16 protein-coding genes are annotated in these 20492 nt (G+C 63.0%); 5 read left to right on the top strand and 11 right to left on the bottom strand.

Features of this window, described 5'->3' with window-relative positions:
• Positions 1-104: 104 nt before the first annotated feature.
• Entirely contained in the window at positions 105-1997 is a 1893-nt protein-coding gene (locus tag P3T40_RS18485; protein ID WP_429269173.1) for a bifunctional sugar phosphate isomerase/epimerase/4-hydroxyphenylpyruvate dioxygenase family protein, read from the bottom strand.
• Positions 1998-2233: 236 nt separating this feature from the next.
• Between P3T40_RS18485 and aroQ the strand changes: the two genes are divergently transcribed.
• Genes aroQ through P3T40_RS18500 form a run of 3 tightly spaced genes read left to right on the top strand, consistent with a single transcriptional unit; the run spans position 2234 to position 4982 of the window.
• Entirely contained in the window at positions 2234-2674 is a 441-nt protein-coding gene (aroQ, locus tag P3T40_RS18490; RefSeq protein ID WP_429269174.1) for a type II 3-dehydroquinate dehydratase, read from the top strand.
• An 11-nt stretch (positions 2675-2685) separates the two neighbouring features.
• Positions 2686-3555, top strand: coding sequence for a shikimate dehydrogenase (locus tag P3T40_RS18495; protein ID WP_429269175.1), 870 nt, complete (start codon positions 2686-2688; stop codon positions 3553-3555).
• 56 nt (positions 3556-3611) lie between these two features.
• The gene (locus P3T40_RS18500; RefSeq protein WP_429269176.1) at positions 3612-4982 is read left to right on the top strand and encodes an MFS transporter; all 1371 of its coding nucleotides are present in this window, start codon (positions 3612-3614) and stop codon (positions 4980-4982) included.
• A 69-nt stretch (positions 4983-5051) separates the two neighbouring features.
• On the opposite strand, the gene P3T40_RS18505 is transcribed toward P3T40_RS18500, so the two are convergent.
• The 6 genes from P3T40_RS18505 to P3T40_RS18530 all read right to left on the bottom strand — a co-directional run bounded on the left by P3T40_RS18505 (position 5052) and on the right by P3T40_RS18530 (position 11610).
• Positions 5052-5747, bottom strand: coding sequence for a TetR family transcriptional regulator (locus P3T40_RS18505; RefSeq protein WP_429269177.1), 696 nt, complete (start codon positions 5745-5747; stop codon positions 5052-5054).
• A 191-nt stretch (positions 5748-5938) separates the two neighbouring features.
• Complete coding sequence (locus P3T40_RS18510; RefSeq protein ID WP_429269178.1) at positions 5939-7216, bottom strand: NAD(P)/FAD-dependent oxidoreductase; 1278 nt, start codon at positions 7214-7216, stop codon at positions 5939-5941.
• Positions 7217-7278: 62 nt separating this feature from the next.
• Complete coding sequence (locus P3T40_RS18515; RefSeq protein ID WP_429269179.1) at positions 7279-8097, bottom strand: anti-sigma factor; 819 nt, start codon at positions 8095-8097, stop codon at positions 7279-7281.
• Positions 8097-8669: a sigma-70 family RNA polymerase sigma factor gene (locus tag P3T40_RS18520; RefSeq protein ID WP_429269180.1), complete on the bottom strand. Its 573-nt coding sequence runs from the start codon at positions 8667-8669 to the stop codon at positions 8097-8099. Before P3T40_RS18520 ends, P3T40_RS18515 begins: the two co-directional genes overlap by 1 nt.
• Positions 8670-9043: 374 nt before the next feature.
• Positions 9044-9976 carry a dihydrodipicolinate synthase family protein gene (locus P3T40_RS18525; protein ID WP_429269181.1) on the bottom strand — a complete coding sequence of 311 codons (933 nt, stop codon included), beginning with the start codon at positions 9974-9976 and terminating at the stop codon, positions 9044-9046.
• A gap of 59 nt (positions 9977-10035) precedes the next feature.
• Positions 10036-11610: a UxaA family hydrolase gene (locus P3T40_RS18530; protein WP_429269182.1), complete on the bottom strand. Its 1575-nt coding sequence runs from the start codon at positions 11608-11610 to the stop codon at positions 10036-10038.
• A 157-nt stretch (positions 11611-11767) separates the two neighbouring features.
• Between P3T40_RS18530 and P3T40_RS18535 the strand changes: the two genes are divergently transcribed.
• Positions 11768-12703 carry a LysR family transcriptional regulator gene (locus tag P3T40_RS18535; protein ID WP_429269183.1) on the top strand — a complete coding sequence of 312 codons (936 nt, stop codon included), beginning with the start codon at positions 11768-11770 and terminating at the stop codon, positions 12701-12703.
• A 223-nt stretch (positions 12704-12926) separates the two neighbouring features.
• Complete coding sequence (locus P3T40_RS18540; RefSeq protein WP_429269184.1) at positions 12927-16001, top strand: transglycosylase domain-containing protein; 3075 nt, start codon at positions 12927-12929, stop codon at positions 15999-16001.
• A gap of 37 nt (positions 16002-16038) precedes the next feature.
• On the opposite strand, the gene P3T40_RS18545 is transcribed toward P3T40_RS18540, so the two are convergent.
• The 4 genes from P3T40_RS18545 to P3T40_RS18560 all read right to left on the bottom strand — a co-directional run bounded on the left by P3T40_RS18545 (position 16039) and on the right by P3T40_RS18560 (position 20221).
• Positions 16039-17292, bottom strand: a complete 1254-nt coding sequence (locus P3T40_RS18545) for an ROK family transcriptional regulator (protein ID WP_429269185.1) — start codon at positions 17290-17292, stop codon at positions 16039-16041.
• Between the two features lie 29 nt (positions 17293-17321).
• Positions 17322-18119: an ATP-binding cassette domain-containing protein gene (locus P3T40_RS18550; RefSeq protein ID WP_429269186.1), complete on the bottom strand. Its 798-nt coding sequence runs from the start codon at positions 18117-18119 to the stop codon at positions 17322-17324.
• Between the two features lie 17 nt (positions 18120-18136).
• Entirely contained in the window at positions 18137-19126 is a 990-nt protein-coding gene (locus P3T40_RS18555; protein ID WP_429269187.1) for an ABC transporter permease, read from the bottom strand.
• A 93-nt stretch (positions 19127-19219) separates the two neighbouring features.
• The gene (locus tag P3T40_RS18560; protein WP_429269188.1) at positions 19220-20221 is read right to left on the bottom strand and encodes a sugar ABC transporter substrate-binding protein; all 1002 of its coding nucleotides are present in this window, start codon (positions 20219-20221) and stop codon (positions 19220-19222) included.
• Positions 20222-20492 lie beyond the last annotated feature (271 nt).

The raw sequence follows: 20492 nt of genomic DNA on the forward strand, positions 1-20492 counted from the left end.
CGCCGGGTAAATCATTGAGTTTTTATGCGAGCCTTTCCTGCGGCTCGTCGTTTTTCAAACGTTGAAGCAGTGCTTCGCCAAATCTGTCAAACCAATGTCATTGGTTAGTGGTCCTGCTTGCGCTGCTGCGCCTGGGCAGCGAGCCGGACTGCGGCGTTCCCAGCGCCGTAACCGTCATAGCCGCCGCGCCGTTCCACGATTTCGAGGAAAAAGCGCTGATCCAGTTGTTCTGTGTAGGCGTGGAAGAACTCGCCGCCCTTTTCGTCGCGGTCGTACAGGATGTTGCGGGCCCGCAGCGCTTCGATCGTCTCGCCCGGCAACGCGTAGCGGGCTGCGAGATCCTCGTAGTAATTGCGCGGAATCCGCAGGATCGGCAGGCCGGCGGCGACGAATTGCGGAATCGCCGCGAAAATGTCGCCACTGCGGAACGCCACGTGGTTCAGTCCTGAGCCTCGGTAGGCATGCAGCGCCTCTGCCACGGCCGTGTGCCGGTCGACCGACGCGTTCAGCGCAATGCGCACCGAGCCGTCGCGGCTGCGCAGCGCCCGGCTGCGCACCAGCCCGTACGGGTCCGGCACCAGAAAGCTCGGCTCCGCGTCGAACCCAAAGGCCGTGCGGAAAAACAGCACCCACGTGTCGAGCGAGTCGGCAGGCAAGGACAGGACGACGTGGTCGATGTCCGTCAGCAGCGCCGGTTCAACTGGCGCGTCGCTCTTGTCCAGCAGGAAATCGGCTTCGAACAGCGTCGGCTCGTCGGGCGTTTCATCGACGAAATAGTTGAGGCTGCCGTCCGGCGCACGCACGGCCGGCAACACGCGTTCGTTCGGTCCCACCTGGCCTGAGAACGGCGCATAACCAAAGCCCGCAGCCCGCTCGAAGGCCAGCTTGGCGTCGTCGACACGCAGCGCCGACGCGCACAACGACAACCCGTGCTGCTGGAAGAACGCACTGGCGAACGAATCGGCCTCGGCGTTCAGCACGAGCGAGGCGCCGCCGTGCTGGTACAGCGTCACGTCTTTCGAACGATGCCGCCCGGCGCGCCGGAATCCCAGCTTGCCGAGCCAGTCGGCAAGCTGGACGCGCGCCGCGTCGTCGACGGCAAATTCGAGGAATTGAAAACCGATGTGAGCAGGGGCGGGCGACGGCTGATAAAGCTGCCGTGCCGGCTGGCCTTGCTCGATCAGTTTGGTACGGGTCAGCTCTTCGAGAAACAGCAACGAGCGATGCCCGTCTGCCGCCGTCGCCGCGGTCGGCGCGGCGCGAAAGCCGTCGTTGAAAATCTCGAGCGAGAGCGGGCCCTGATAGCCACTTTCCACAACGCGGGCGGTAAAACCGGCGAGATCGAAGTCGCCCTGGCCCGGAAAGCAACGGTAGTGGCGGCTCCATTCGAGCACGTCCATGGCCAGCTTCGGCGCATCGGCAATCTGTACAAAGGCAATCCGCTCGCCGGGGATCGTCGCGATTTCATCCACCGGATCGTTGATCGACAGCGTATGGAAGCTATCGAGCACGATGCCGAGGTTCGGATGGTTGACGGCATTCACCAGCCGCCACGCATGCCGGTACGAATTCACATGGCGCCCCCACGCGAGCGCCTCGTAACCTGCGCTCACACCCGCCTGCTCCGCGGCCTGCGCCAGCGCACCCAGCTGATCGACGATCAACGCGTCGTCGGGCAGCGTATCCGGCGACACATTGCTGCAGACCAGGATGCGGTCGGTGCCCAATTCATGCATCAGATCGAACTTGCGCTTCACGCGGTCGAGATTGCGTGCGAGCCGCTCGGCGCTGACGCCCTCGAAGTCGCGAAACGGCTGGAACAGCATGATCTTCAGGCCGAGGTCGGCCGCGATGCGGCGCACGTCGGCCGGCGAGCCGTCGAAATACAACAGATCGTTCTCGAAGATCTCGACACCGTCGAAGCCTGCCGCCTGAATCGCGGTCAGCTTTTCTACCAGTGTTCCACTAATCGAAACGGTAGCAATTGAACGTTGCATGAACGGCTCCTGCGGGCAAGAAATGGACCAGCCTGTTACATATCGGCATCGAACTGAGGGCCAGTATCCGCCACATTAGCTCGAGTTTGGGTGATTCTATACAAACTAACTAGATCGTACAAATTCGTACAAACCCCAGAAGACCGAACCGGGAATGTGGCGCAAACTAGCGTCACAGTGGGGAAGAGTAGCCGTGCTGGCCACGCCTCGTGCCTGAATTTTATGGAGTAGCCGCAATGAGTTTCGCCTCGGTGCTGGTCCTGAACGGACCCAATCTCAACCTGCTTGGCACGCGCGAGCCGGCCATCTACGGCTCGGAGACGCTCGACGATGTGGCGCAGATGTGCCGCGATGCAGCAGAACGACTCGATCTGGCGCTCGATTTTTGCCAGTCGAACGCCGAGCATCAACTGATCGACTGGCTGCACGCGGCTCGTACGCGGGTGGACGGTGTGGTCATCAATCCCGCTGCCTACACGCATACGTCCGTGGCACTTGCCGATGCGTTGACTGCGATCGACAAGCCGGTGATCGAAGTGCACATTTCGAACGTGCATCGCCGCGAAGCCTTCCGGCATCACTCGTATGTGTCGGCCGTGGCCGAAGCGGTGATCATCGGCTGCGGCACGCAGGGCTATGTGCTGGCGCTGGAGCGGATGGCGACGATTCTTAAATAGAGGACTACGAAATGACCACGCCTGCTAAAAACCGATCGTATCTGGTGGGGCTGATCGGCGCCGGCATTAGCGGCTCGCTCACACCGGCGATGCATGAGGAAGAGGGCGGCCAGCTCGGTCTGCAGTACGTGTATCGCCGCGTCGATCTGGAAGCACTCAAGCTCGACGTCTCAGCGCTGCCGGACCTTCTGGTCGCAGCGGAACGGATGGGCTTCAACGGTCTGAACGTCACGTATCCGTGCAAGCAGCAGATCATTCCGTTGCTCGACGAACTGTCGGATGACGCGCGCGCCCTGGGCGCCGTCAACACGGTACTGCTGAAAGACGGCAAGCGGATCGGCCACAACACCGACTGGTCCGGTTTCGCCCGCGCCTTCCAGCGTGGCTTGCCGGACGTGGCGCTCGAACGCGTGGTGCAGCTTGGCGCCGGCGGCGCGGGCGCAGCGGTTGCCCATGCAGCGCTGATGATGGGCACGCAAGCGCTGACCCTGTTCGATGTCGACGCGGCTCGCGCGCACATCCTTGCCGACGAACTGCAGCAGCGCTTTCCCGCTTCAACCGTGCGGGCAGGCGACTCGCTGGCCGACGCGCTCGGAGAGGCCAACGGTCTGATTCATGCGACGCCCACCGGCATGGCCAAGCTGCCCGGCATGCCATTGCCCGCGGAGTTGCTACACAGCCGCTTGTGGGTGGCCGATATCGTCTACTTCCCGATCCGCACGGCCTTGCTGCAGGCAGCCGAGGCGGCCGGCTGCCGCACGTTGAGCGGCGGCGGCATGGCGGTGTTTCAGGCGGTCGACGCCTTCCGTATTTTTACCGGGCTGGAGCCGGATGCCGAGCGGATGTTCGCGCACTTCCAGACGCTGCTGCCGCACGAATAGACGCGCTGGGCAGACGTGCTGTGCAGCACATCCAATAACACATGGAGGAGACAGACATGCCGCATCCGATTCATCCCACCCCATCCGACCTGCCCGAGCAGAATGCGCTGTCGGCCGGCGCCGCCGCAACCGGCGTGCGCCGTTCGAAGGCGCGCTACCGGATCCTCGCGCTGCTCGCCATCGGCACGATGATCAATTATCTCGACCGCACGGTGCTCGGCATCGCGGCGCCACAGTTGACCAAGGAACTGGGCATCAACGCCGCGTTGATGGGGCTGATGTTCTCGGTATTCTCCTGGAGCTATGTGGCCTCGCAGATTCCGGGCGGCCTGTTTCTTGATCGTTTCGGCAGCAAGGTCACGTATTTTCTGGCGATGACGTTCTGGTCGCTCTTCACGCTCGCGCAGGGGCTGGTGCACGGCATTGCGCCATTGTTCGCGTTGCGGCTCGGGCTGGGTGTCGCGGAATCGCCATGCTTTCCGACCAATAGCCGCGTCGTGGCCACCTGGTTTCCGCAAAACGAGCGCGCCATGGCGACGGGTACGTACACCGTTGGCGAATACATCGGCCTTGCGTTCTTCAGCCCGTTCCTGTTTGCGTTGATGGGCGCGTTCGGTTGGCGCTCGCTGTTCTACGTTGTGGGCGCGGTGGGTCTGGTGTTTGGCCTCGTCTGGTGGTTCTGCTATCGTGAACCGCGCGATCATCCGGCCGCCAATGCCGCGGAACTCGAGTACATCGAGGCGGGCGGTGGGCTGACGCATCGCAAAGAGGCGTCAGGCGAAGCGAAGGCGAAGTCGAGTGGTTTCGAGTGGCGCACCATCGGCAGGCTGCTCAAGCATCGCCAGTTGAGCGGCATCTGCCTCGGCCAGTTTGCGGGCAACTCGACGCTGGTGTTCTTCCTCACGTGGTTCCCCACTTATCTGGCCACCGAGCGTCACATGGGCTGGCTCAAGATCGGCTTCTTCGCGATCATGCCGTTTATCGCCGCATCGATTGGCGTGATGTTCGGCGGCACGTTTTCGGACTGGTTGCTGCGGCGCGGGGTCTCGCCCAACGTGGCGCGCAAGCTGCCGATCATCGCCGGCCTCTTGCTCGCCTCCACGATCATTCTCGCCAACTATGTCGAGAGCAACGTGACCGTGATCGTGATTCTGTCGGTGGCGTTTTTCGCGCAAGGGATGGCGGCGCTCGGCTGGACGCTCGTGTCGGATATCGCACCGGACGGACTGCTCGGCGTGACCGGCGGTATTTTCAACTTTGCGGCGAACCTCGCCGGCATCATTACGCCGCTGGCGGTAGGCCTGATCGTGGCATGGACCGGCTCGTTCGTCGGCGCGCTGGTGTTCATCGGCGTGATCGCGCTGATCGGCGCACTGTCGTACATCTTTATCGTCGGCGATATCAAGCGGATCGTGCTGACCGATTGAAGTCGCAGCAAACAAAAAACGCCTGCGAGCCTCCCGGCCCGTAGGCGTTTCTCTTTAGCGGCATATCTATCAGGCTTCGTTACGCAGGAAGCGCATCACGGCATCGACGATCATCGCCCGGTGCCGCGTGCGCAGCCGTGGATGCGACGGATCGCGGCCGAAGGCGGTGCCAAACGTATGGCGATTGCCGATGCGGTGAAAGCACATTGAACTGATCAGCAGGTGCAGATCGATCGCATCCACGTCGCTGCGGAACTGGCCGCTCGCGATGCCGCGCGCCAGCAGATCTTCGATCGTGCGGATCGCACTCGCGTTGCTGTTCTTGAACGTCTTCAACTGCTCGACGAACTTCGCGCCGTGAATGTTCTCGATGGTGACGAGGCGCACGAAGTCGCGATGCCGGTCGTGATAGTCGAAGGTGAATTCCACCAGCTTGCGCATACCTTCAACCGGATCGAGTTCGCTGACATGCAGATCCTGTTCGAGCGCGCGAATGTCGCCGTAGACCTTATCCAGCACCGCCTGGTACAACCCTTCCTTACTCTCGAAGTAGTAGTACAGCATGCGCTTGGTGGTATTGGTGCGCTCGGCGATAGCGTCCACGCGCGCGCCAGCCAGCCCCATGGCGGAGAACTCCTGGGTGGCGACTTCGAGGATATTTCGCTTCGTCTCTTCCGGATCGTACTTGCGGCGGGCGTCGGCGCGCCGAGGTTCAGACGGGATGCCGCTCTGATCTGGCGCGGCGGCCTTGCTTCCCTTTTTCATTGTGTATTTCAGCGGCGATGACGGCGCATTCTAGCATGTCGAAATTCACCGTCTCAGTTGCATGGGCGGCATATCCGGCGGCACATCTGGCGGCATATCTGGCCGCGCATCTCGCCGCGTATCTCGACACATAAGCCCACGCGTAACGTGCGCGAAAGCCGCTGGCCAGAGCGCACGCGTGTTGCGTCAATTCAGGAGGGCGCCCGGCGGCGAGCGGCCAGTGCGTCGCGCGCCTGCATCGTGGTGTAGGTCAACTGGGCGGCGGCGAGACCGAGCGTACCGAAGGTATGCGTCAGGCCGAACGCAGCGAAGGCCTCCGGGACCGGCCGCTCGCCGGCAATCGCGGCTGCCAGCAATTCGCCGGAAACGGTGGTGGGCGCCATGCCGTGCCCGCCGAAACCGACTGCATACCAGACGCCGTCGGAGCTCTGGCCGATCTGCGGCATCTTGTGCCGTGCGTAGCTCATCAGGCCGCCCCACGCATGCTCGATTCGCACATCGTGAAGTTGCGGATAGACCTTCAGTAGATCGCGTCGCAGCAGCCGGGCAATGGCTTGCGGCTCGCGATTCAGGACGGAAATGCGTCCGCCCCACACGATGCGTGTATCGGGCAGGGGGCGGTAGTAATCGAAGGCGAAGCGGGTGTCGTAGATCGCTGCGGCGGTGTCGATCGCTTCTTTCAGGCGTGGGCCTAGCGGCTCCGTGGCCATCACGTAGGTGGCGATCGGCAGCACGGCGCGTTCGACACGGGGATAGACGTTGCGCGCATAGCCGCCGCCCGCCATCACAACCTGGCGCGCCTCGACGGCGCCGTCGGCCGTTTCGACCAGAAAACCGCTGCCTTGCCGCTGCAGTCGCACGACCGGCGAGTGCTCGTAGATCTGCGCGCCCGCAGCAGCGACGGCCGTGGCGACCCCGAGGACATACTTCAGCGGATGGAAGTGGAACGCGTTGCGCTCGAGCAGGCCGCCGTGATAGCGGCTTGTCTTCAGTTGCGTGGCGAGCGTGGCCGGATCAACCGGTTCCCAGTCGACGCCGAACGACTCTTTCATCAGGCGGCGCTGCGTCTCGAGCCGGGCGGGCTCGTCGAACCAGTTGGCGAGGATCACGCCGGCGTGGGTCGCGTCGCACTCGATGCCGTAGCGCGTGATGCGCTGCCGCATCAGCTCGACCGCGTCGGTCGTGAGGGCGTAGAGCTCGCGAGCACGCGCCGCTCCGAGGATCTTGAGCAGATCGGCGCAGTCGAGACTGTAGCCGCCGAACACGAAACCGCCGTTGCGCCCGGATGCGCCGAAGCCCACCTGCTGCGCCTCGAGGACGATCACGTCGCGTACACCGCGCTCGCCCAGACCCAGCGCCGTCGACAGTCCTGCGAGGCCTCCGCCGACAATGCACACGTCAGCGGCACGCTTGCCGGACAAACGGACCCGTTCGGGCCGAACCACGGTTGCTTCGTAAAAGCTTTGCATAGACAGGAAGTACCCGGCGTCTGTTTCTTCTTTAGCAGACGCCGGCATAAGACTTGTTGAGTTCAGGATACCGGCAACAGCTTGCCGCTGAATACCACCGGACCGCTCGGGCCGTCGGGATTCGGCGAGCCGCCCGGCGGTTCGATCGAGATGGCGAGCGCCGCGTAGCTCTCCGGCCGCTGTTCTGCGGCGCTGACCTTGCCGTTGCCGCTGTTCGGCAGCACGCCTAGCGAGACCGGATGGCCGCTGGCAGGGATGCCCCACAACTGCATCGCCCGGTCGGGCGGGAGCTGGACGTCGCCGAGCCGGTGCAGGGTCATGGTCGAATGGGCTTCGTCCCACGCCACCAGCATGATCGGCTGGGCGTTCTTGTCGTTCAGCACCGCGACATGCGACACCTCGGCCTCGGGTTGCTGCGCGACCGTCTGCGAAGGTGTTGTTGTAGTCGCTTCGATCTGCAAGAGCGAACGCACGGCGACGATCACCGCAATCGCCGCGATCGCGGTCACGCCGATGGCCCAGCCGCGCCAGAAAGCGAGGTTGTCGAGCCAGCTCCGCGTCGGGGGCGTCGGGCGCGTCGGGCGAGCAGGAGCGGTAGGGCGAGTAGCCTGGGCCGACTGCCGGGTGGGCTCCGCGCCGCGGGCGGCGACAATGCCGAGCCGCTGTTCGATGGCCTCCCAGACCGCGGCCGAGGGCATGCGCGGCGGCGCAAGTTCGGCCAACGGTTCGAGCCGTTGTTGCCATTCTTCCAGAGACTTGCGGATCACGACGTCGTGTTCCGCGTAATGTTGCAGCCGTCGCCGGGCGCCGCCGCGCAAGGTACCGAGCGCATATTCGGCCGCCAGCAGGTCCACCAGTTCAGGATACCGATGCAAATTCATCAGACACCCCCGCCCAGGCAGCTTTTCAGTTTGGCCAGGCCGCGCCGGATCCACGACTTGACGGTACCGAGCGGCACGGTGAGCGTTTCGGCAATCTCGCTATGGCTTTGGTCGCGCAGATACGCCAGCGCGACGGCCTGCCGCTGCGCCGGTTCGAGCTGCTGCATACACCCGTCCAGCAGCCGTGCCTGCAGGCTAACGGCGGAGAGCGTCTCCGGATCGGGTTCTCCCGTAGCCACAAGGTCGTCCAACGCCTCACTCCATTCTGTTTCCTGCGTGTTGACCCGCCGCAGGTGGTCGAGCGCACGGTTGCGTACGATGGCCGACATCCACGTCATGGGGGCTGACAAGCCGCGTTTGTAGTCGCCCGCAAAACGCCAGATGTTGACGAAACTGTCCTGTAAGACCTCTTCGGCCCACTCGTGTCTGGTCAATATACGGAGCGCAAGGCCAAACAGTTTCGGGGCAGCGAAGTCATATAGCTCCCGCAATGCCGCAGCGTCCTCTGTGGCAACGCGTTCGAGGAGCGCGGTCAGCGTTTCCGGCGTAAGTTCTCGAGAGTTTGCGGTCATGGAGAATTGAGTGATGGCATGCGGGGCTATGTTACTCAATTTCCGTCGGCGGTTATATCGGGTTTTTTTGCGTCCGCATGAATCCGGTTTGTCACCGGCTGCGTATATGGCCGTGTAAGCAGGTCTGCGTCAAAAGCCGGAGCGTTTTCCAACGGCCGGACGCAGCAGGGTCGGAAGGGCGGGGGTAGTCGGGGTGACCGGAGCTGTTGTCCGGCTTCAGCAGGTGCCGGGTACGGCGTCACGCCAGGCGGGACAGCAAGCGCCCGGCGGAAAAGCGGTGGTGATGCGTCGAGGAGGCTCATTCGGCATTGAGGTCAAGCCAGTCATTCAAACATGAAGACTGGCTTGACCGGAATGAGCGGTTGCCGCAGCGCTTACTTGCCCCAGCTTAGGACCACCGGGTCGAGGCGCCGCGCAATCGTCAGGAGCCCTTCACGGGTCGCGGGATGCATTGGCAGCAGCGGATGACGGACCGCATCGGACTTGATCACGCCGCCAGCTTTCATCAGCGCCTTGGGGGTCGCGAGACCGCCCTGGCGATTCTCGTAGTTGATGAGCGGCAGCCAGCGTTGATAGTGAGCGGCGGCGAGTTCCGTGTCGCCCGCGGCGTAGGCATCGACGATCAGGCGGATACCGTCGGGATAGCCGCCGCCCGTCATTGCACCGGTTGCGCCTGCATCCAGATCGGCCATCAGCGTGATTGCTTCTTCGCCGTCCCATGGACCAACAATGGCGTCGCCGCCCAGTTCGATCAGCTCACGCAGCTTCGCGGCGGCTTGCGGCACTTCGATCTTGAAGTACGAGATATTGGCGAGCTCGCGCGCCATCCTCGCCAGAAACGGCGCCGACAGCGCCGTGCCGGCCACTGGCGCATCCTGGATCATGATCGGAATGTCGATCGCGTCGGAGACCTTCTTATAGAACTCGTAGATGCCACGCTCGCCCACGCGGATCGTCGCGCCGTGATACGGCGGCATGACCATCACCATCGCGGCGCCGGCATCCTGCGCGGCGCGGCTGCGCAGTGCGCACACGTGCGAGCTGAAATGCGTGGTCGTGACAATCACCGGGACGCGTCCGGCAACGTGCTCGAGCACCACGCGCATCAAGGTGCTGCGTTCGTCGTCGGAGAGGGCGAACTGCTCGGAAAAATTCGCTAGGATGCACAGGCCATTCGAGCCCGCATCGATCATGAAGTCGATACAGCGTTTCTGGCCTTCGAGGTCGAGGCGCCCTTCGTCGTCGAAGATGGTCGGAGCGACGGGAAATACACCGCGATAAGATATTTGAGTGGTTGCCTGATTCATGATGTTTCGGTCTGCCTGGATTTTTTTGACGATGGATTGACGATTGGGCTGGAGAGCAATCAGGTAATGGCGCCGATTTGCCAAGGCACGAATTCGTTCTGGCCGTAGCCGTGAATCTCGCTGCGCGAGAGCGTGCCGGAGGCGGTGTCGAGCATCAGTTGGAACAGTTCGGCGCCCATCTCTTCGATCGACTTCTGGCCGCTGAGAATCGAGCCGCAGTTCAGATCCATGTCTTCCTGCTGACGGTTCCAGAGGGCGTCGTTGGTGGCGATCTTGAGCGAAGGTGTCGGCGCGCAGCCGTAAGCGGAGCCGCGTCCGGTTGTGAAGCAGATCAGATTGGCGCCGCCTGCTACCTGGCCGGTCGCGGAGATCGGGTCGTAGCCGGGCGTATCCATGAAGACGAGGCCCTTCGCGCTCACATGCTGCGCGTATTCGTAGACCTCGACGAGATTCGTGTGACCGGCCTTGGCGATCCCGCCGAGCGATTTTTCGAGCACCGTCGTGAGTCCGCCCGCCTTGTTGCCGGCCGACGGATTGTTATTCATCGCCGCGTTATGGCGGGCGCAATAGTTTTCCCACCAGCGGATGCGCGCGACCAGCTTTTCGCCGACTTCACGCGTCACGGCGCGGCGCGTCAGCAGATGTTCGGCACCATAAATTTCCGGCGTTTCGGAGAGGATGGCGGTGCCGCCATGCGCGACCAGCAGATCCACCGCGGCGCCGAGTGCCGGATTGGCCGAGATGCCGGAGTAGCCATCCGAACCGCCGCACTGCAGGCCGACCACCAGATGCGCGGCGGACACGGGCTGGCGCTTCACCTTGTTGGCTTCGGCCAGCATGCCCTTCACGAGTTCGATCCCGCGTGCGACCGTTTTGGCGGTGCCGCCGGTCTCCTGAATGTTGAAGGTCTTCAGGAACTCGGCTTCCTTGAGTCCCTGCGTCTCCATGAGGCGCGAGATCTGGTTGGTTTCGCAGCCAAGCCCGATCACTAGCACGCCGGCGAAGTTCGGATGCGCGGCGTAGCCGCCGAGCGTGCGCTGCAGGATGGCGAGCCCTTCGCCCTCGGGATCCACCGCGCAACCCACGCCATGCGTAAGCGCCACGACGCCATCGATATTCGGAAACGGCGCCAGCACTTCAGGGTGAATGTCGCGGCGGAAGTGATCGGCAATGGCGCGTGCGACGGTGGCCGAGCAGTTCACCGAAGTCAGCACGCCAATGTAGTTGCGCGTCGCGATCCGGCCGTCTGCACGCAAGATGCCATTAAACATTGCAGGTGCGGCGGCCACGGCCGTGACTTTCGTATCGGCGCAGAACGCGTAGTCGCGGGCGAACTCGCCCATCGCGACGTTGTGCGTGTGAACGTGTTCGCCCGCGGCGATCGGCCGACTGGCAAAGCCGATGATCTGGCCATAGCGGAGCACCGGTTCGCCCTCGGCAATGGCGCGCACGGCGACTTTGTGGCCGGGCGGAATCAGGCCTGAGACCGTGACGCCTTCGCCGGGCAAGACGGTGCCGCCGACCAGCTGGCTGCGCGCGATGACGACATCGTCGCGGCTATGCAGGCGGATCGCAGGGGGCGGTGTGACGGGGGATGACGTGACGACGCTCGGGTCGTCGCTGACGGATGGCATGTCGAATCCTTCTGTATGGCGCAGCGCAAACCGGGGTAGCCGCGTGGCGGCGCGCCCCGGCAGGGCGTCTTGATTGTCTCCGGCAATGACTATACGACGGCCCGTTCCGGCCTGTATAGTGAATTGTTTCCATCCTGTGATCACTTTTACGACTCACATGAAAAATACGCTGAACGTGCTGCTCTCGCGCTTGCGCATGAAGCAGTTGCAACTGCTGATTGCGCTCGACGATCACAAATCGCTGCACAAGGCGGCGGGCGCGATGGCCATGACGCAGTCGGCGGCGAGCAAGGCGCTGCAGGAGCTGGAATCGATGCTGGAAGCGCCGCTCTTCGAGCGTTCGAAAAACGGCATGATTGCGAACCAGTTCGGGCATTGCGTGATCCGCTATGCGCGGTTGGTGGCCACGGATCTGACCTCGCTGTGCCAGGACATTGCGGAAATCCGCTCAGGGCGGGGCGGGCGTCTGGCGATCGGCGCAATCATGGGAGCGATTCCGGACGCCGTGGTGCCGGTGCTCAACACGCTGCATGCGAGCCAGCCGAATCTTTCGATTGAGATTGTCGAAGACACGAGCGCCCGGATGCTGCTGCAACTGGACGAGGGGCGCCTCGACCTGGTGATCGGGCGCGCCGCGGTCAGCGCCGATCCTTCCAGATATCAGTACCAGTCGCTGGGCGACGAGCCGTTGTCCGTGGTGGTTGGCAACAGCCATCCGCCGATGTCGCGCAAGGATCTCAGCCTGCGCGATCTGGCCGGACACCGCTGGGTGACGTATCCAAGCCATATGCCGCTGCACGCGCTGCTGGAGCGTGAAATGGACCTGGCCGGCATGAGCATGCCCGTGAGCCCGATCTCGACCGCGTCGACCTTCGTGACGATTGCGTTACTGCAGCAAGCTGCGGATCTGGTGTCGATTTTGCCGACCGGCATTGCCGAGCTGTTCGCGAAGCACAAGATGCTGCGCATTCTGCCGGTCAAGCTGAAGTCTCAGTCACAAACGTTCGGGATTGTGTCGCGCAGGGGCGGGGTGTTGTCGCCGCCTGCCGAGCAGTTCATCCGGCTGTTGCGCGAGCGGAAAACGGTGGTGTGAGGGGAGGTGGGGCGTGCCGACGCTGCGGGGAATTTTGACTTTTTAAGCGCGGAAACCGTCAATATCTCACTTCGCCCGTTACTGCGCCATGCCTTGCTGAAACGGTGTTGTTGGCGCGAGACTGTGGGGTAATTCCGTACCCATCAGATATTCGCGTTCCGAGCTACACTGAGCACGATGCGGGCCTGACTTTCGGATGCGTGCCTGCGAGGGAGATGCCGTCATGAATCGGCCACTCGTTCGGTTTCCGCTTCGCACAGCCGGCGGTACGTCGGCGTGGAAGTGGTTCAAATGGTCGCTGCTCGCCGCTTTGCTCGTGGCGCTAGCGATCCTGGCAAAACTTTGCCAGATCGAGATCGAAACCTCCCGCCTGCAGGCGCGTTACCTGTCCGAGCTGACACGTGACGTCGATTTCACGCTCGCAGACGGTGCGAGCCCCAATATCCGCTTCCCCACCAACGGCCCGTACGACGAGCGGCTCGGCTACGCATTGCTGCCGTCGTTTCAGCAACGCCTGACCGCACGCGGTTTCGTGGTGGCCTCGCAAGCGCGTGACTCCGAACGCATGCTCTCGCTCGCCGACGACGGTTTGTTCCTGCCGTATCAGGAGAAAGATCAGGCCGGCCTGCAACTGTTCGATGGCACCGGTGCGCCGCTTTTCAACGCGACGTATCCGCGCCGGATCTACAGCGGTTTCGACGCAATTCCGCCGGTCATCGTGAACTCGCTCCTGTTTGTCGAAGACCGCGAGTTACTCGATTCCAGCCAGCCGAACCGCAATCCGGCGATCGACTGGGGGCGGTTTGGCCACGCATTGCTCGACCAGGGCGCGCGGATTTTCAACCGGCATCAGTTGCAGCCTGGTGGTAGCACGCTCGCTACCCAAATTGAGAAGTTCCGTCACTCGCCGGATGGGCGCACCGCCACGCCGCCGGAGAAGCTGCGGCAAATCGCGTCCGCTTCGGTGCGTGCGTATCTGGACGGCCCGCAGACCATGCCGGCGCGGCGCGAAATCGTCGTGCAGTACCTGAATTCGGTGCCTTTGTCGGCGCAGCCTGGCGTCGGCGAAATCAACGGCATGGGCGACGGCCTGGCGGCGTGGTATGGGCGTGACTTCGACGAAGTCAACACGATTCTCAACGCGCCATCCTCGGCCGATAACCTGGCTGAACAGGCGCTGGCGTTCCGGCAGGTGCTCTCCCTGATGATTGCGCAGCGCGCGCCGTCGTACTTCCTGCATCATGGATACGCCGAGCTCGGACGCACGACGGACAGCTATTTGCGGTTGCTCGCCACGGGAGGTGTTATTTCTACGTCGCTGCGCGACGCGGCGCTCAACGCGCAGATTGCACTGAACCGCACGCCGGTGCGCGTTGCGGATGATTCGTTTATCAGCAGGAAGGCGGTGACCTCGATGCGGGCGCATTTGCTGGACGCGCTCGGTTTGAGAAGCTTCTATGAACTCGACCGGCTAGATCTGCAGGCCACCGGCACGCTCAATAACGCCGTTCAACTGGCGGTGAGCGACCGGCTCGCGGCAGCGGGCACCAAGGACGGCGCACAGGCGGCAGGGCTTTACGGCTTTGAAATGCTGCGGCCCGGCGACGACCCCTCGAAGATCACCTACAGCCTGACGCTCTATGAACGGCACAACGGCGCGAACCTCGTGCGGGTGCAGACGGATAGCGTCAACGAACCTTTCGACATCAATTCGGGCGCACGCCTGAATCTCGGCTCCACGGCGAAGCTGCGCACGGTTATCACGTACCTGCAGATCGTCAGCGATCTGCACGACCGCTATGCATCGCTGAGTGTCGCGGACCTGAAGCGTGTCCAGCCCGATCCGCAGGACGTGCTGACGCGTTGGGCGCTCGACTATCTGATCAAAACGCCGGACCACTCGCTGCAAGCCATGCTCGATGCCGCCGTGGAGAGAAAATACTCGGCCAGCGCGGGCGAAACGTTCTACACCGGTGGCGGTGCGCAGACCTTCACCAATTTCGAGTCGAGCGACAACAGCCAGATTCTCACCGTGCACCGGGCCTTCCAGCATTCGGTGAATCTGGTGTTCGTGCGCCTGATGCGCGATATCGTGCGCTACGAAATGATCCAGACCTCGGGGCCCTCGACGCAATGGCTCGACGATCCCGCCGCGCGCCAGTTGTACCTGAGCCGTTTCGCCGATCAGGAAAGCCGCGTCTATGTGAAGCGCTTCTACACGAAGTATCACGGTAAGACGCCCGACCAGGCACTGGCGGTGATGCTGCATAGCGTGCACAAATCGCCGCCGAAGATCGCCACGGTATTGCGCAGCGTGGCGCCCAATGGCGCGCAGGGCTGGTTCGACACGCAGATGCGCGAGCAACTCAAGGGCACGCCCGCTCAGTGGCTCACCGACGACGATCTCGCCAAGCTTTACACGAAGTACAGCATGGACCGCTTCAATCTGAACGACCGCGGTTATATTTCGCGCGTACATCCGCTGGAATTGTGGCTGGTCAACTATCTGCGCGAGCATCCGGATGCCACCCTCGACCAGGTTCAGGATGCCAGCCACGATGTGCGGGTGTCGACCTATTCGTGGCTCTTCAAGACCCGCTACCACGCCACGCAGGATCGCCGCATCAAACACATGATCGAGCTTCACGCCTACGCTGCGATCGGCAAGTCGTGGCAAGCGCTCGGCTATCCGTTCGCCAATCTGACGCCGTCCTATGCGGCGGCGATCGGCGCATCCGGCGACCGGCCGGCAGCGCTCGCGCAACTGATCGGCGTGATCGCGAACGGCGGCAACAAGGTGCCGACTGAAAGCATCGCGCAACTCGATTTCGCCAAAGACACGCCGTACGAAACGCATTTCGTGCGCGCAACGGTGCCGCCGCAGGCGCAGTTGTCCCCGCAGATCGTCAATGTCGTGCATGGGATGTTGAGCGATGTGGTGCAGGGTGGCACCGCCAAGCGCCTCGCGGATGGCATGACCTTCCCGGATGGCAAGACGCTGCCGGTGTATGGCAAGACCGGCACGGGGGATCAGCGCTTTGAAGTGTGGGCGAAGGGCGGGCGGCTGATTGAGTCGCGCAAGGTCAATCGCAGTGCGACCTTTGTGTTCATCATGGGTGACCGGTTCTATGGCACGCTGACCGCTTATGTTCACGAGCCTTATGCGGCACGTTATGACTTCACGAGTGCGATGTCGGTGCAATTGCTGAAGTCGCTTGCGCCTGTGTTGCAACCGCTGGTTGAGCAACCCAGGGCGCCTGCTGCGCCGAGTAGTGGGGCTGCGGTGAAGCGGAGTTGAGGGGCAACGGTGGCTTAACCGCTGGTCAAGCGCCGCCTCAATAACCCGCTTCCGTAGCCGGCTTAAGAAACAACTCATGCACCGGCGCAAAGTGCGCATAGAGCGGCAAAATCGCTCCGCCCATGGCGCGAGCGTCTGCGCCGATGGTGCCTTCCAGCAGTTGCGGACGCACCATGCCTTCCCATTCGAAACCGTCCAGCACACGCTCAGTACGGCGAATGATTTCGCGCACCAGTTGACGGTCGAGTTCGCCGTCTATCACCACGGCTTCGAGATCGAGCAGGGCGGTCGCGTTGATGAGTGCGCCAGCGATCGCCGGGCATGCGGTATCCAGCCAATGTTCGGTCAAGCGCCACCACTCCGGCGATAACGCACGATGATCGTGCGCGGCGGCAGCCGGCGCTCCTGCGTCGCTGAGTAGTCGCTCCAGCACAAAACCGGACGCTGCATGAAGCAGTTGACGTGCCGCTTTGGACTCCGTTTGAGCGTCCGCTTGACGCCCTCCGCCACCACCGGCAAGCGGAATCGAGCCTACGGCGCCAGCATTGTTGTGCGGACCACCATGCAGCCGACCGTCGATCACAAGCCCGCCGCCGATGAACGTCCCGACGAACAGATACAGAAAGTTGTGAATGCCGCGCCCCTGGCCCATCACGAGTTCGGCGGCGCAGGCCGCGGTGGTGTCTTTGGCAAACTCGACGGGCAGGCCGGTCATGGCGGCGATACGAGCGCGGATGTCGATGTCATGCCAGGCTTCGAGCGCCTCCGGCGGCGCGCCGAGGAAATCGCGCCAGCCGCCCAGCCATAAGGGCGCGGCCACGCCCACGCCGACCACTTGTTTGGCCCGCTCGCCAAGCGTTTCGTTGACGCGTGCCAGCTTGCTCTCGAGCGCGGGAAACAACACCCGCGGATCGGGATACGCATACTCGAGCACATCGCGACTGCACACGTGCCCCACGAAATCCATGGCGAGCACATCGAGGCTGCGGCGCCCAACCTTGATGCCGATCGTGTAGGCGCCTTCGGGCCGCAACGCAATCGGCACCGACGGCTGACCGATGCGCCCACGCACGCGCGGCTGCCGCGCGAGCAGGCCGTCGTCGATCAGACGGTCGACGATCATCGAGACGGTCTGCATCGACAGGCGCGTCAGCCGGCCGACATCGGCTTTCGCGAGCGGCCCGTGCAAGCGGATTGCCTGCAGCACGATCCGTTCGTTGAATTGCCGCATGCCGACCTGATTCGAGCCGACCGTGCGCTTGAGCGGCGAGCGGGTGCCGGTGGTATCCATCGTGACCGCCCCTCAGCAGGGTACGTGCATCATGCGATGGCCTTGACGTCCGCTTCCTTCGCACCGGTCATGATGGCGACGGCCTCGGACATGTGGATGTCCTTGGTGTTGACGAGCGCCGCGCGCCGTCCCAGCCGCTGGATGTGAATGCGATCGGCAATCTCGAACACGTGCGGCATGTTGTGGCTGATCAGGATCACCGGCAGGCCACGGTCGCGCACGCGCCGGATCAATTCGAGCACCATGTTGCCTTCCTTCACGCCGAGCGCCGCGGTCGGCTCGTCGAGAATCACGACATGGCGTGCAAACGCCGCGCTACGCGCCACCGCGACGCCCTGACGCTGACCACCGGAAAGCGTTTCGACGGCTTGGCGCATCGAACGGATGCCAATTTGCAGGCCCTTCATATGCGCGGTTGCTTCTTCCAGCATACGGCGCTTGTCGATCATCTTGAAGATCGAGCCGCGCCAGCCAGGTTTGACCAGCTCGCGAGCCAGAAACAGGTTTTCGGCGATGCTCATGGCGGGCGCCACCGCGAGGTCCTGATAGACAGTTTCGATGCCTTGCTCGCGCGCATCCAGCGGGCTACGGAATTTAACCGGCTTGCCGTCGAGCAGAATCTCGCCTTCGTCGGGCACGGTTGCACCGGAGAGCGCCTTGATCAGCGACGACTTGCCGGCGCCGTTATCGCCGATCACGGCCATGATTTCGCCGGGCATCACTTCGAAGTCGCAGCCGTCGAGGGCCGTGACCTGGCCATAGCGTTTGATGAGTCCACGTGCCTGCAGGACAGGCGTCGCAGTAGCAGCAGTTTGGGGTGTAGACATGACAGGCTCCTGGTGGCTCATCGAGCGCCGCGGTGGGACAGCTTGTCGGCAGCGACGGCGAGAATCACCAGCATGCCGGTGATCAACACCTGATACACCGACGAGACGCCGATCAACGTCAAGCCGTTACGGAACACGCCGACGATCAGCGCGCCAAGCAAGGTGCCGACAATCGATCCTCGCCCGCCAAAGAGACTGGTGCCACCGAGCACCACAGCGGTGATGCTGTCGAGGTTTTCCGTTTGCCCGGCTTGCGGATCGCCCACACCTGTTCGCGAGACCGACAACAGGGCAGCGATGCCGTAGATCGCCCCAGCCAGCGTGTAGACGGTGAGCAGGATGCGCGTCGAGGACAAGCCCATCAGGCGTGCTGCTTCAGCGTTATTGCCGAGCGCGTAAAGGTGCCGGCCGGGCACGGTGTCGCGCAACACGAACCAGGTAGCCAGGTACATCAGCAGCGTCAGCACGGTGCCGTAGGTCACCTGGGCCGGACCGATGCTGAACGTGTTGCCGAGGAACATGATCGCGTCAGGCAGGTTCGACACGCTCTCAGCGTTCGAGTAAATCTGCGTCAGCGCGAAGGCGATGTTCAGCGTGCCGAGCGTGACGATGAACGCAGGCAGTTTGATGCGCGTAATCAGGACCCCGTTGAGCGCACCGAACAGGGCGCTCGCTCCGATGCCGCAGACGATCGCGAGCACCGGCGGCACGCCGAGGTTGACCGCGAACTTGGTCATGATGATCGAGCCGAACGCCATCACCATGCCGCAGGACAGATCGATGCCGCCCGTCAACACGATCAGCGTCTGGCCGATCGCAATGACGGCGACGACCATGGTCTGCTGAAGAATCAGCGAGAGGTTCTGGAACGACAGGAAGCGGTTGCTCTGCGAGATAAAAAACGCACAGGCGAGCACGAGCGCGATAAGCGGACCGACTTCAGCGAGCGAAGGCAGCCGCTCGGAAAAAGGGCGGTGCCCGCCAGCCGGTGCAGAAGGAGTCGACATGATGTGTTTCCTCGATGCTAGCGCGTGGCGCAGGGGCCACGCGGCAAATCCGTGGGAGACCCATGCGTGGGTCTCCCAGATACTTAGGAAGGCTTATTGACCCCAGCAGTTCGCCAGACCGAACGTGGTGTCTTTGCTGTCCACGCCATTCATGGCCTTGTCGGTGATCAGCGTTACGCCGGTGTCCTTGTAGCCCGAGACCTTCTTGCCGGTCTTCGCATACTCGGCGCCGGCATCGACACCAAGCGAGGCCATCTTCAGCGGATACTGCTGCGACGTCGCGGCAATGGCGCCGGCCTTGACGTTACGCACGCCTTCACAGCCGCCGTCGATCGACACGATCATCACGTCCTTGTCCTTGCCTGCCGCCTTGAGCGCGCGATACGCACCCGCCGCAGCCGGTTCGTTGATCGTGTAGACCACATTGATGTCCGGCGATTTCTGCAGGCAGTTCTCCATCGCCGTTTGTCCCTTCGACTGATCGCCGCGCGTGTCCTGGCTACAGACGATGGACGGATCGCCTTCCTTGACGCCGAAGCCCTGCAGGAAACCGTTATGACGCAACACACCCACTGACACGCCCGGCGCCAGATCGAGCGTGGCGATCTTGGCCGGCTTGCTGCCTAGCGCCGCCTTCGCGTACTGGCCGATGAGGACGCCGGCCTTGAAGTTGTCGGTGGCGAAGAGGGCGTCCGTGGCGTCTTGCGGTTCTGTCGGCGTATCGAGCGCGATCACCATCACGCCGGCGGCGCGGGCTTTCTTGATGCTCGGCACGATGGCCTTCGTATCGCTCGGCGTAATCAGAATCGCTTTGGCGCCCGCCGTCATCATGTTTTCGATCGCCGTGACCTGGCTCGCGTTGTCGCCGTCGAACTTGCCGGCGGCGGTCAGCAGCTTGACGCCATCCTTCTGCGCGGCGGCTTCTGCGCCTTGCTTCATCTTCACGAAGAACGGGTTCGTGTCGGTTTTGGTAATCAGGCCGACGACGGCCTGGTCGGCGGCCTGCGTGGCGCTGGCGCACCACACGGCGGATGCCGCGATGCACAGGGTGACGATGCGACGGGCGACGGGATGCCTGCGGGATTTCAGATTCATGGGGACGCTCCTCCAAATAATTGACAACGACGTTGTGGACTGCGGTCGATTCAATAGCTAGTGGGGCGCTGGGTGCGCCTCTCGTAGCCCGCTGACTGCGCTAGATGACGCAGGGCGGGCTGCTTTTTGACTAAATCACTTTGGTTTATTTAGTACAGCAGGGCGGCCGAGCAGAGTCAAGAACGGGAATTGGTGCGATGCAGTAGGCAGTGGCCGTCTGGCTCGCCCCTAGCGGTAAGGCTGGAGCCGCCCTGGCGTGATTGGTGCGGCG

The organism is Paraburkholderia sp. EB58, from assembly GCF_050436665.1.
Taxonomy (GTDB): Bacteria; Pseudomonadota; Gammaproteobacteria; order Burkholderiales; family Burkholderiaceae; genus Paraburkholderia.

Bases quoted from the DNA above. Each gene is read 5' to 3' on its own strand.
- P3T40_RS18485 (WP_429269173.1), bottom strand. From the start codon at position 1,997: ATGCAACGTTCAATTGCTACCGTTTCGATTAGTGGAACACTGGTAGAA.
- aroQ (WP_429269174.1), top strand. From the start codon at position 2,234: ATGAGTTTCGCCTCGGTGCTGGTCCTGAACGGACCCAATCTCAACCTG.
- P3T40_RS18495 (WP_429269175.1), top strand. From the start codon at position 2,686: ATGACCACGCCTGCTAAAAACCGATCGTATCTGGTGGGGCTGATCGGC.
- P3T40_RS18500 (WP_429269176.1), top strand. From the start codon at position 3,612: ATGCCGCATCCGATTCATCCCACCCCATCCGACCTGCCCGAGCAGAAT.
- P3T40_RS18505 (WP_429269177.1), bottom strand. From the start codon at position 5,747: ATGAAAAAGGGAAGCAAGGCCGCCGCGCCAGATCAGAGCGGCATCCCG.
- P3T40_RS18510 (WP_429269178.1), bottom strand. From the start codon at position 7,216: ATGCAAAGCTTTTACGAAGCAACCGTGGTTCGGCCCGAACGGGTCCGT.
- P3T40_RS18515 (WP_429269179.1), bottom strand. From the start codon at position 8,097: ATGAATTTGCATCGGTATCCTGAACTGGTGGACCTGCTGGCGGCCGAA.
- P3T40_RS18520 (WP_429269180.1), bottom strand. From the start codon at position 8,669: ATGACCGCAAACTCTCGAGAACTTACGCCGGAAACGCTGACCGCGCTC.
- P3T40_RS18525 (WP_429269181.1), bottom strand. From the start codon at position 9,976: ATGAATCAGGCAACCACTCAAATATCTTATCGCGGTGTATTTCCCGTC.
- P3T40_RS18530 (WP_429269182.1), bottom strand. From the start codon at position 11,610: ATGCCATCCGTCAGCGACGACCCGAGCGTCGTCACGTCATCCCCCGTC.
- P3T40_RS18535 (WP_429269183.1), top strand. From the start codon at position 11,768: ATGAAAAATACGCTGAACGTGCTGCTCTCGCGCTTGCGCATGAAGCAG.
- P3T40_RS18540 (WP_429269184.1), top strand. From the start codon at position 12,927: ATGAATCGGCCACTCGTTCGGTTTCCGCTTCGCACAGCCGGCGGTACG.
- P3T40_RS18545 (WP_429269185.1), bottom strand. From the start codon at position 17,292: ATGGATACCACCGGCACCCGCTCGCCGCTCAAGCGCACGGTCGGCTCG.
- P3T40_RS18550 (WP_429269186.1), bottom strand. From the start codon at position 18,119: ATGTCTACACCCCAAACTGCTGCTACTGCGACGCCTGTCCTGCAGGCA.
- P3T40_RS18555 (WP_429269187.1), bottom strand. From the start codon at position 19,126: ATGTCGACTCCTTCTGCACCGGCTGGCGGGCACCGCCCTTTTTCCGAG.
- P3T40_RS18560 (WP_429269188.1), bottom strand. From the start codon at position 20,221: ATGAATCTGAAATCCCGCAGGCATCCCGTCGCCCGTCGCATCGTCACC.